This window comes from Agromyces agglutinans (assembly GCF_009647605.1).
GTDB lineage: Bacteria > Actinomycetota > Actinomycetes > Actinomycetales > Microbacteriaceae > Agromyces > Agromyces agglutinans.
In genome coordinates, this window is the sequence record NZ_WJIF01000004.1 from 289,909 (window position 1) to 301,454 (window position 11,546).

The 11,546-nt window shown below is 69.9% G+C and carries 6 protein-coding genes; 3 read left to right on the forward strand and 3 right to left on the reverse strand.

What is annotated here, in order from left to right:
- Positions 1-3: 3 nt before the first annotated feature.
- The gene (locus GE115_RS09945; RefSeq protein WP_312855056.1) at positions 4-855 is read right to left on the reverse strand and encodes a spermidine synthase; all 852 of its coding nucleotides are present in this window, start codon (positions 853-855) and stop codon (positions 4-6) included.
- A 68-nt stretch (positions 856-923) separates the two neighbouring features.
- Complete coding sequence (locus GE115_RS09950; RefSeq protein WP_153684627.1) at positions 924-1,679, reverse strand: spermidine synthase; 756 nt, start codon at positions 1,677-1,679, stop codon at positions 924-926.
- A gap of 314 nt (positions 1,680-1,993) precedes the next feature.
- Here GE115_RS09950 and rpoB point away from each other — a divergent pair, with 314 nt between their 5' ends.
- The 3 genes from rpoB (at position 1,994) to GE115_RS09965 (ending at position 10,761) form a co-directional block, all read left to right on the forward strand.
- A complete protein-coding gene (gene rpoB, locus GE115_RS09955) occupies positions 1,994-5,485 on the forward strand; it encodes a DNA-directed RNA polymerase subunit beta (RefSeq protein ID WP_153684628.1) in 3,492 nt (1,163 codons plus the stop codon).
- Positions 5,486-5,530: 45 nt separating this feature from the next.
- The gene (gene rpoC, locus GE115_RS09960) at positions 5,531-9,433 is read left to right on the forward strand and encodes a DNA-directed RNA polymerase subunit beta' (protein ID WP_153684629.1); all 3,903 of its coding nucleotides are present in this window, start codon (positions 5,531-5,533) and stop codon (positions 9,431-9,433) included.
- 182 nt (positions 9,434-9,615) lie between these two features.
- Positions 9,616-10,761: an amino acid adenylation domain-containing protein gene (locus GE115_RS09965; protein WP_153684630.1), complete on the forward strand. Its 1,146-nt coding sequence runs from the start codon at positions 9,616-9,618 to the stop codon at positions 10,759-10,761.
- A gap of 28 nt (positions 10,762-10,789) precedes the next feature.
- Here GE115_RS09965 and GE115_RS18340 read toward each other — a convergent pair.
- Positions 10,790-11,546: hypothetical protein (locus tag GE115_RS18340; protein WP_172979810.1), on the reverse strand; the 757-nt coding region annotated here is incomplete at its 5' end.

Here is an 11,546-nt window from a genome sequence, read left to right on the forward strand (position 1 = left end):
GCCTCAGCGGCTCAGGAAGACCGAGCGCGCCGGCGGCGGGCTCGGCACGGCCGTGGCATCCGTCACGACCCGGCCGCCGTCGGCGAATCGGCGGAACTCGTCGCCCTCGACGAGCTTCGCGGGCGCCGGGTCGCTCGCGAGCCGGCGCGGCATCCGCTCGAACGGCAGCGGCGCCGCGGAGGCGTACATGACGACGTTGCCGAACCGGCGGCCCTTCAGCATGTTCGCGTCGGCCGCCACCGCGACGTGGGCGAACACGTGCGCGAGGGTCGCTGCCTGCGACCTCGCGAAGGCGAGGCCGGCACCGTCGGCGACGTTGACCGCGACGATGCCGCGGGGCGAGAGCCGCGGAACGATCAGCTCGTAGAACTCCGTGCTCGTGACGTGCGCGGGGGTGCGGGCACCGGCGAAGATGTCGACGATCGCGAGGTCGACCGCGCCGTCGAGGCCCGCGGGGAGCTTCGCGAGCACCTCGCGGGCGTCGCCCGTGCGCACTCGGATCTGCGCTCCGCGCGGCAGTGGCAGGTGCTCGCGCACGAACGCCACGAGGTCGGCCTCGAGCTCGACGACCTGCTGGCGCGAACCCGGGCGCGTGGCCGCGACGTAGCGGGGGAGCGTCAGCGCGCCGCCGCCGAGGTGCAGCGCCGTGATCGGCTCGCCCTCCGGCGCCACGAGGTCGGCGGCGTGGCCGATGCGGCGCACGTACTCGAAGCCGAGCCAGTCGGGACGCTCGAGCTCGACGTGCGACTGCGGCGTGCCGTCGACGACGAGGGTCCACGAGCCCGGCGCGCCGCGTGACTCCTCGAGGCGCGCCACGTGGCCGCTGAGGGCGAGTCGCGTCTCGGGATCGGGCACGGCTCCACGCTACCCGGCCGGTTCGCCGCAGGGTGTGCCGGGCGCGGCGCAGGCGGCCGGATGTCTCGTCAGCAGGCTCCCCAGAGGGCGAAGTCGAGGCGCACGCCGGCGAGCACCTCGGCCGGGTGCGGACCGTGCGCCCGCAGGCGCGGCTCGAGCCGCTCGGGGATGCCGTCGGGCGCGACGACCAGGACGGCGTTGCCCTCCTCGGCGCCCGAGACGACGTCGGCGTCGCCCGTCACGAGCAGTTCGGCCGCCGGACGCGCCCTGGCGAACGCCAGCGCCTGGGTCCGCAGCCGGCCGAGGCCCGCGGCATCCGCGACGTTGACGACGGCGAGCCCGCGCGGGGCGAGCGCGTCGAGCACGCCGGCCGCGAACCCGGTGGTCGCGACGAAGGCGGGCGGCTCGAGGCCCGTGTAGAGGTCGACCACGACGAGGTCGTAGGCGGCTCCGGGATGTCGGACGCCGGACACGACCTCCGCCGCGTCGGCGACCACGACCCGGATGTCGGCCCCGCGGGGCAGCGGCAGCCGCGCGAGCACGGTCTCGACGATCGCGGGGTCGTGCTCGACGACGACCTGCTCCGAACCCGGCCGCGTGGCCTCGACGTAGCGGGCCAGCGTGCACGCGCCGCCGCCGAGGTGCAGCGCGCGGATCGGTGCGCCGGGCGCGCGCACCGCGTCGATCACGTGCCCGATGCGCCGCGTGTACTCGAAGAACAGCCGGGTCGGGTCGACGGGGTCGACGTGCGACTGCGCCTGGCCGTCGACGAGCAGCGTGATCCCGGACGGCGAGAACACGTCGGCCTCGAACTCGATGCGCATACCCGAATCGTCCCACTCCGGGGCATCCGCGCCGCCCTGATCAGGGGTTCCGGTCGCCGACGATCGGATGCCTCGGTGCCGCGCTCGCGGGTTATACCTGAGTTCCACGAACAAATCAAGAATCCAACTGGACACGGCGTGCCATATCGCTTATAGTTGAGGTTTGCGCTCCCAGACCCAATTTGCCTTCATATTGCGGTCGGCTTCCATGCGAGTCCGGGGTCATTCGACTCCCGGAGATGCATCCGTCTGAGGGGTCCACTCCACCACCATCGACAGTGAACCGGCCCTACGGGCCCACGGAGGTCATTTCCTTGGCTGCTGCGCGCAACGCGAACACGCCCACCCCCAAGAACGGACGAGGCGCAGGCCGCCTCTCCTTCGCGAAGGTCACCGACACCCTCACGGTACCCGACCTTCTCGCCCTGCAGACGGAGAGCTTCGACTGGCTCGTCGGCAACGAAGCGTGGAAGGCACGCGTCGAGGCCGCCGTCGAGGAGGGTCGCCAGGACCTTCCTGAGGCGACCGGCCTCGAGGAGATCTTCGAGGAGATCTCCCCGATCGAGGACCTCGGCGAGACCATGCAGCTCTCGTTCACCAACCCCGAGCTCGAGCCGCCGAAGTACACGCTCGACGAGTGCAAGGAGAAGGGCAAGACCTACTCCGCTCCGCTGTACGTCAACGCGGAGTTCATGAACCACCTCACCGGTGAGATCAAGACCCAGACGGTCTTCATGGGCGACTTCCCGCTGATGACCCCGAAGGGCACCTTCGTCATCAACGGCACCGAGCGCGTCGTCGTGTCGCAGCTCGTGCGTTCGCCCGGCGTCTACTTCGAGCGCACGCCCGACAAGACCTCCGATAAAGACATCTACTCGGCACGCGTCATCCCGAGCCGCGGTGCGTGGCTCGAGTTCGAGATCGACAAGCGCGACCAGGTCGGCGTCCGCATCGACCGCAAGCGCAAGCAGTCGGTCACGGTCTTCCTGAAGGCCCTCGGCCTCACCTCCGAGGAGATCCTCGAGGAGTTCGCCGGCTACGAGTCGATCGCACTCACCCTCGAGAAGGACAACATCCTCACGAAGGAGGAGGCGCTCAAGGACATCTACCGCAAGCTCCGCCCGGGCGAGCAGGTCGCCGCCGAGGCCGCGCGTGCGCTCCTCGACAACTTCTACTTCAACCCGAAGCGCTACGACCTCGCCAAGGTCGGCCGGTACAAGATCAACCAGAAGCTCGGCCTCGAGGCCCCGCTGACGGACTCGGTGCTCACGGTGCAGGACATCGTGGCCACGATCAAGTACCTCGTCGCCCTGCACGAGGACCGCGCGACCCTGCCGGGCCGTCGCGGCGGCAAGGCGGTCGACATCCGCCTCGACGTCGACGACATCGACAACTTCGGCAACCGTCGCATCCGCGCGGTGGGCGAGCTGATCCAGAACCAGGTCCGCACCGGCCTCTCGCGCATGGAGCGCGTCGTCCGCGAGCGCATGACGACGCAGGACATCGAGGCGATCACGCCGCAGACCCTGATCAACGTGCGTCCCGTCGTGGCCGCGATCAAGGAGTTCTTCGGCACGTCGCAGCTGTCGCAGTTCATGGACCAGAACAACCCGCTGGCCGGCCTCACGCACAAGCGTCGCCTCTCGGCGCTCGGCCCCGGCGGCCTCTCGCGCGACCGCGCGGGCGTCGAGGTCCGCGACGTCCACCCCTCGCACTACGGCCGCATGTGCCCGATCGAGACCCCTGAAGGCCCGAACATCGGCCTGATCGGTTCGCTCGCGTCGTTCGCGCGCATCAACTCGTTCGGCTTCATCGAGACGCCGTACCGCAAGGTCGTCGCGGGCAAGGTCACCGAGCAGATCGACTACCTCACCGCCATGGAGGAAGAGGAGTACATCGTCGCGCAGGCCAACGCCCCGCTGACGAAGGACGCCCACTTCGCCGAAGAGCGCGTCCTCGCCCGCAAGAAGGGCGGCGAGGTCGACCTGTTCCCCGCCGACGAGATCGGCTACATGGACGTCTCGCCGCGCCAGATGGTGTCGGTCGGCACGTCGCTCATCCCGTTCCTCGAGCACGACGACGCGAACCGCGCCCTCATGGGTGCGAACATGCAGCGCCAGGCCGTGCCGCTGCTGCGCAGCGACTCGCCGTTCGTCGGCACCGGCATGGAGGGCTACGCGGCCATCGACGCCGGTGACGTGATCACGGCCGACAAGCCGGGCGTCGTCACCGAGGTCTCGGCCGACTCGGTCACCGTGCAGCTCGACGAGGGCGGCACGCAGACCTACTTCCTGCGCAAGTTCGACCGCTCGAACCAGGGCACGAGCTACAACAACCGCGTCATCGTCTCGGCGGGCGACCGCATCGAGGCCGGCGAGGTCGTCGCCGACGGTCCCGCGACCGACAACGGCGAGCTCGCGCTCGGCAAGAACCTGCTCGTGGCGTTCATGCCGTGGGAGGGCCACAACTTCGAGGACGCGATCATCCTCAGCCAGAACCTGGTGAAGGACGACGTCCTCTCCTCGATCCACATCGAGGAGTACGAGGTCGACGCCCGCGACACCAAGCTCGGCAAGGAGGAGATCACCCGCGACCTCCCGAACGTGAGCCCCGACCTGCTGGCCGACCTCGACGAGCGCGGCATCATCCGCATCGGCGCCGAGGTCCGCCCCGGCGACATCCTCGTCGGCAAGGTCACGCCGAAGGGCGAGACCGAGCTGAGCGCCGAGGAGCGCCTGCTGCGCGCGATCTTCAACGAGAAGAGCCGCGAGGTTCGCGACACGTCGCTGAAGGTGCCCCACGGCGAGCAGGGCACGATCATCGGCGTCAAGGTGTTCGACGCACAAGACGGAGACGACGAGCTCGGCTCGGGCGTCAACCAGCGCGTGGTCGTCTACATCGCCCAGAAGCGCAAGATCACCGAGGGCGACAAGCTCGCCGGCCGCCACGGCAACAAGGGCGTCATCTCGAAGATCCTGCCGGTCGAGGACATGCCGTTCCTCGCCGACGGCACCCCGGTCGACGTCATCCTGAACCCGCTGGGCATCCCCGGCCGAATGAACTTCGGCCAGGTCCTCGAGACCCACCTCGGCTGGATCGCCAAGCAGGGCTGGAAGGTCGAGGGCAAGCCGTCGTGGGCCAAGCGCCTGCCCGAGGCCGCGCACGAGGCCGCCCCCGGCACCAAGGTCGCGACCCCGGTGTTCGACGGCGCCCTCGAGGAGGAGATCGCGGGCCTGCTCGACTCGACGCTCCCCAACCGCGACGGCGAGCGGCTCATCGACTCGACCGGCAAGACGCAGCTCTTCGACGGTCGCTCGGGCGAGCCCTTCCCGTACCCGGTCTCGGTCGGCTACATGTACATCCTGAAGCTGCACCACCTCGTGGACGACAAGATCCACGCGCGCTCCACCGGCCCGTACTCGATGATCACCCAGCAGCCGCTCGGTGGTAAGGCGCAGTTCGGCGGCCAGCGCTTCGGTGAGATGGAGGTGTGGGCGCTCGAGGCATACGGTGCGGCCTACGCCCTCCAGGAGCTCCTCACGATCAAGTCCGACGACATCCTCGGCCGCGTCAAGGTGTACGAGGCGATCGTCAAGGGCGAGAACATCCAGGAGCCCGGCATCCCCGAGTCCTTCAAGGTGCTCATGAAGGAGATGCAGTCGCTGTGCCTGAACGTCGAGGTCCTCTCGGCCGACGGCACCGCGGTCTCCCTCCGCGACACCGATGACGAGGCCTTCCGCGCTGCGGAGGAGCTCGGCATCAACATCTCCGCGCGCTTCGAGTCGTCGAACATCGACGAGATCTAAGCCAGGCACGAAGAACGACTTCAGGAAACTTCTCAAGGAGAGAAATTGCTCGACGCAACGACATTTGACGAGCTTCGTATCGGCCTGGCCACCGCTGAGGACATCCGCAAGTGGTCCTACGGTGAGGTCAAGAAGCCCGAGACGATCAACTACCGCACGCTGAAGCCCGAGAAGGACGGCCTGTTCGGCGAGCAGATCTTCGGGCCCTCCCGCGACTGGGAGTGCGCCTGCGGCAAGTACAAGCGGGTCCGCTTCAAGGGCATCGTCTGCGAGCGCTGCGGCGTGGAGGTCACCAAGTCCTCCGTCCGCCGCGAGCGCATGGGCCACATCGAGCTCGCCGCGCCCGTCACGCACATCTGGTACTTCAAGGGCGTGCCGAGCCGTCTCGGCTACCTCCTCGACATGGCGCCGAAAGACCTGGAGAAGGTCATCTACTTCGCGGCCTACATGGTCATCGACGTCGACGACGAGGGTCGTCACGCCGACATGCCCGGCCTCGAGAACGAGCTCCGGCTCGAGATCAAGACCATCGGCGACCAGCGCGACGCACGCATCGCGACGCTGATGGCGCGCAAGGAGGAGGAGCTCGCGGGCCTCGAGGCCGAGGGCGCCAAGTCCGACCAGAAGAAGCGCGCCGAAGCGGCCGCCGACAAGGAGATGGCCGGCGTCCGCAAGTCGGCCGACGAGCAGATCGCGCACCTCGAGCGCGTGTGGGAGGACTTCCGCACCCTCAAGGTCGGCGACCTGAAGCCCGAAGACTCCGTCTTCCAAGAGCTGCAGGACCGCTTCGGCATGTACTTCGAGGCCTACATGGGCGCCGAGGCCATCAAGAAGCGCCTGCTCAGCTTCGACCTCGCGGCCGAGGCCGAAGACCTGCACCTGCAGATCGCCGAGGGCAAGGGCCAGAAGAAGATCCGCGCGATCAAGCGCCTGAAGGTCGTCAACTCCTTCCTGCAGACCGGCAACTCGCCGGCTGCGATGGTGCTCGACGTCGTCCCGGTCATCCCGCCGGAGCTCCGCCCGATGGTGCAGCTCGACGGTGGCCGCTTCGCGACCAGCGACCTGAACGACCTCTACCGTCGCGTCATCAACCGCAACAACCGCCTCCGTCGCCTGCTCGACCTCGGTGCGCCCGAGATCATCGTGAACAACGAGAAGCGGATGCTGCAGGAGGCCGTCGACGCGCTGTTCGACAACGGCCGCCGCGGCCGCCCGGTCACGGGCACCGGCAACCGCGCCCTCAAGTCCCTGAGCGACATGCTCAAGGGCAAGCAGGGCCGGTTCCGCCAGAACCTGCTCGGCAAGCGCGTCGACTACTCGGGCCGTTCGGTCATCGTCGTCGGCCCCCAGCTCAAGCTCCACCAGTGCGGCCTGCCCAAGCAGATGGCGCTCGAGCTGTTCAAGCCGTTCGTGATCAAGCGCCTGATCGACCTGAGCCACGCGCAGAACATCAAGGCCGCCAAGCGCATGGTCGAGCGTTCGCGCCCGCAGGTGTGGGACGTGCTCGAGGAGATCATCCGCGAGCGCCCTGTGCTGCTGAACCGTGCGCCCACGCTGCACCGCCTCGGCATCCAGGCGTTCGAGCCCCAGCTGGTCGAGGGCAAGGCCATCCAGCTGCACCCGCTCGTCTGCGCCGCGTTCAACGCGGACTTCGACGGCGACCAGATGGCCGTGCACCTGCCGCTGTCGGTCGAGGCGCAGGCCGAGGCCCGCGTGCTGATGCTCGCGTCGAACAACATCCTGAAGCCGTCCGACGGTCGCCCGGTGACCCTGCCCTCGCAGGACATGATCATCGGCCTGCACCACCTGACGACCGAGAAGGCCGGCGGCGCCGGCGAGGGCCGCGCGTTCTCGTCGATCGCCGAGGCGATCCTCGCGTTCGACCAGAACCGTCCGGGACGGCACGAGCTCGACCTCGGCGCCAAGGTGAAGATCCGCCTCGAGGGGCTGCACTTCGCCGAGGGCACCGAGCCCGAGGGCTTCGTGTCGGGCAAGCCGTACCTGATGGAGACGACCCTCGGTCGCGCCCTCTTCAACGAGGCGCTGCCGGTGGACTACCCGTTCTTCAACCAGCAGGCCGGCAAGGGCCAGATCTCGCAGATCGTCAACGACCTGGCCGAGCGCTACCCGAAGACCGAGGTCGCCGCGACCCTCGACCGCATCAAGGACGCGGGCTTCCGCTGGGCGACCCGCTCGGGCGTCACGGTCGCCCTCTCCGACATCGTCGAGCTGCCGCAGAAGCGCGAGATCGTGTCGAAGTACGAGAAGCAGGCCGCCAAGGTCACCTCGCAGTTCGAGAAGGGTCTGACGACCGACCTCGAGCGTCGCCAGGAGCTCATCCAGATCTGGACCAAGGCCACCGACGAGGTCGCCAAGGCCATGCAGGAGGAGTTCGGCGCGAACCCCGAGAACACCATCAACCGCATGGTCACCTCGGGCGCCCGCGGTAACTGGCTGCAGGTGCGCAACATCGCCGGCATGCGAGGCCTGGTGAACAACCCGAAGGGTGAGATCATCCCTCGCCCGATCATCTCCTCGTACCGCGAGGGCCTGTCGGTGGCGGAGTACTTCATCGCCACGCACGGTGCCCGCAAGGGCCTCGCCGACACCGCGCTCCGCACGGCCGACTCGGGCTACCTGACCCGTCGTCTGGTCGACGTCTCGCAGGATGTCATCATCCGCGAGGACGACTGCGGCACGGGCAAGGGCCTCGAGCTGCCGATCGCGGCGGTCGACGCCTCGGGCGAGCTCGTGCGCGACCCGAACGTCGAGAACTCGGTGTTCGCCCGTTCGCTGGCCGCCGACGCGGTCGACGCCAAGGGCACGGTCGTGGCCGAGGCGGGTGCCGATGTCGGCGACGTGCTGATCGACAAGCTGGTCGCGGCCGGCGTCGAGACGATCCGCGTCCGCTCGGTGCTCACCTGCGAGTCCGCGGTCGGCGTCTGCGCGGCCTGCTACGGCCGTTCGCTCGCGACCGGCAAGCTGGTCGACCTCGGCGAGGCCGTCGGCATCATCGCGGCCCAGTCGATCGGCGAGCCCGGCACGCAGCTGACGATGCGTACCTTCCACACCGGTGGTTCGGCCTCGGCCGACGACATCACGCAGGGTCTTCCCCGCGTGCAGGAGCTCTTCGAGGCCCGCACCCCCAAGGGTGCGTCGCCGATCGTCGAGGCCGCCGGTCGCATCACGATCGATGAGACCGAGAAGCAGCGCAAGGTCATCCTCACGCCCGACAACGGCGACGAGCCGATCGCGTACAACGTGCTCAAGCGCTCGACGCTGCTCGTCGAGGACGGCCAGCACGTCGAGCTCGGCCAACAGCTGATCGTCGGCACCGTCGACCCGAAGGAGGTCCTCCGGGTCAAGGGCGTGCGCGAGGTGCAGAAGCACCTGGTGAACGGCGTGCAGGACGTCTACCGCTCGCAGGGCGTGCCGATCCACGACAAGCACATCGAGGTCATCGTGCGCCAGATGCTGCGCAAGGTCACCGTCGTCGACCACGGCGACACCGACCTGCTGCCGGGTGAGCTCGTCGACCGTTCGCGGTACAACGAGATCAACCGCGCCACGCTCACCGAGGGTCGCAAGACCGCTTCGGCCCGCCAGGAGGTCATGGGCATCACCAAGGCCTCGCTCGCGACCGAGTCGTGGCTGTCGGCCGCGTCCTTCCAGGAGACGACCCGCGTGCTCACGCAGGCCGCCATGGAGGGCAAGTCCGACCCGCTGCTGGGCCTCAAGGAGAACGTGATCATCGGAAAGCTGATCCCCGCCGGCACCGGTCTCGCGAAGTACCGGAACGTCGCGGTCGAGGCGACCGAGGAGGCGAAGGCGGAGCGGTACCCGAACCGCATCTTCGCCGACGACGCCGCCTTCAGCGAGGGCGACCTCAGCTTCGTCGACTTCGACGCGTTCTCGAGCGACGACTTCACGCCCGGCAACTACAGCTAGGCGCGAGGCATCCGTTCGAAGGGCTCCGCATCCGGAAGGGTGCGGAGCCCTTCGGCGTCTCCGGATGCCTCGCCGACACGGCTGCACGAAGCGCCGGGCGGGCTCCCGCGGCGCACGCCCCTGCGTTGCTAGCATCGGCCTACCGACCGCGGGTGCGAGGTGCGCCCGGAAGGAGCGCGATCATGACGAGCACGGATGGGCGCGACGCCGAACGCGACGACCGCGCGAACACGGGCGCGGCGCCCGCAGACGACGTCGACGAGACGACGGCGACGGATGCCCCGGCCGCCGAGCCTGCGGCCGTCGACGGTGAGCCGGCGACCGAGCCGGTGCCCGAGCCGGTCGTCGCTCGCGAGCCGGAGCCCGAGCCGGTCGTCGACGCCGAGCCCGAACCGGCTGCGCCGGCAGACGCCGAGCCGGTCGGCGCGGCCGACGCCGCGACGCCGTCCGAGCCGGCCCCGCCCGTGACCCACACCGAGCCCCTCGAGCCGCCGGCATCCGAGGCACCCGGCGCGGTCGACGACCACCGCGACGCCGACGAGTCCGACGACGCGCAGGCGCGCCTCGACGCCGCCGTGCAGCGTGCGAAGGCCGAGCCCGAGGCATCCGGGGCGACGGCGGGGGTCACCGCGCTCACGCCCGACGCGGAGCCGCTTCCCGAACCGGTCGCCGCCGACTCGGTGCGACGCGAGACGTACGTTCCGCCGGCGGCCGGGGCCGCCGCGGTCGGCGCCGCGACGCTCACGCCCGAGCCCGCGGCCTACCAGGGCCCGCAGACGATCTACGTGCAGGCGCCCGAACGGCCCAAGCGGCAGGGCAACCGCGGCTTCGGCGTGCTGGTGGCCTTGATCGGCACGGTGATCTTCGCGCTGCTCTACGCGGGCGCCGCCTACCTCGTCTTCCTCGGCCAGTCGGGCGCCGAGTCATCCGAACTGATCGTGGAATTCGTCTCGCGCCCGATCTACTGGGTGCCGATCGTCGCGTTCTTCATCGGCTTCGCGTTGCTCGCCGCGATCGTCAACCGCGGCCCGTGGTGGACCTACGCGGTCTTCGGCCTCCTGGTCGGCGTGTTCGTGTACTTCTCCTACCTCGGCGGGGCGCTGCTCACGGTCGAGGCCTGGACCCTCACGCCCGAGCAGGCGGTCGACTTCATCGACGAGCGGTGGCTCGACCCGTTCGCGGTGCTCGCGGGGGTGATCGCCCGCGAGATCCCGATCTGGCTCGGCGGCTGGATCGCGGCGCGCGGGCGCACGGTCGTCGAGCGGAACCGGCTCGCCGACGAGGAGTACGAGCGGCAGCTCGCGGCGGGTCCGCAGCCGATTCGCTGAGCGCGGCGGACCCGTAGCGCCGTTCGCCTCAGCCCGCCGGGCAGGCGAGCTCGGCCGACGCCGCCGCGAGGTCGGCGTCGACGCCCCAATCGGCGAAGGCGAACGTCGCGTCGCCGCTCTCGTCGGCGGCCGTGAAGGTGCGGGGGAGCGGCGGGCCGAACCGGTCGACGGTGAGCACGCCGACAGCCGATCCCTCGCCGATCACGATCTCGAGCACGTCGGCGTCGCCGACGGGCTCGCTGACCGCGAGCGGTCCGGCGTCGAGCAATGTCGAGACGAGGTCGGCCGGGTCGAGCAGCGGAGCCCACTGATCGAGGACGGGCTCGGCGCCGAGGGTGCAGACGACCGTGTCGGCGGTCTGCGGCGCGCCGATGGCCTCGGCGTAGGCGACGTTGCCGAGCACCCGCGCCGTGCCGTCGTCGACCACGACCCGCGCCGACGAGGAACCGGCGCCGACCTCGGCGACGAAGGAACCGGCCCGGCCGGTGAAGTCGACTCGCAGCTCCCGCCCGCGCACCAGGTCGGATTCGGGATCGGGCCGCGTCGTCTCGGTGAAGGCGCCCGTCGCGTGCACGGAACCGGCGGCGCGCACGGCGGCGAGCACCTCGTCGGCGATGGCGTCGCCCGACGCGAGCCAGAGGCCGTTGCCGGTCGCGGGGTCGAACGACTCGAGGTCGACGCCGGCCGGGGGCGTCGGTGCGGGCGGCGCCGAGCCGCACGCGGCGAGCACGGTCACGGCGAGAGCGGCCATGAACGCGGCGCCGACGGCGCGGCGCGGCGCGGTG

Coding starts and splice junctions, on each gene's coding strand:
- GE115_RS09950 (WP_153684627.1), bottom strand. CDS start 1,679: ATGCGCATCGAGTTCGAGGCCGACGTGTTCTCGCCGTCCGGGATCACG.
- GE115_RS09965 (WP_153684630.1), top strand. CDS start 9,616: ATGACGAGCACGGATGGGCGCGACGCCGAACGCGACGACCGCGCGAAC.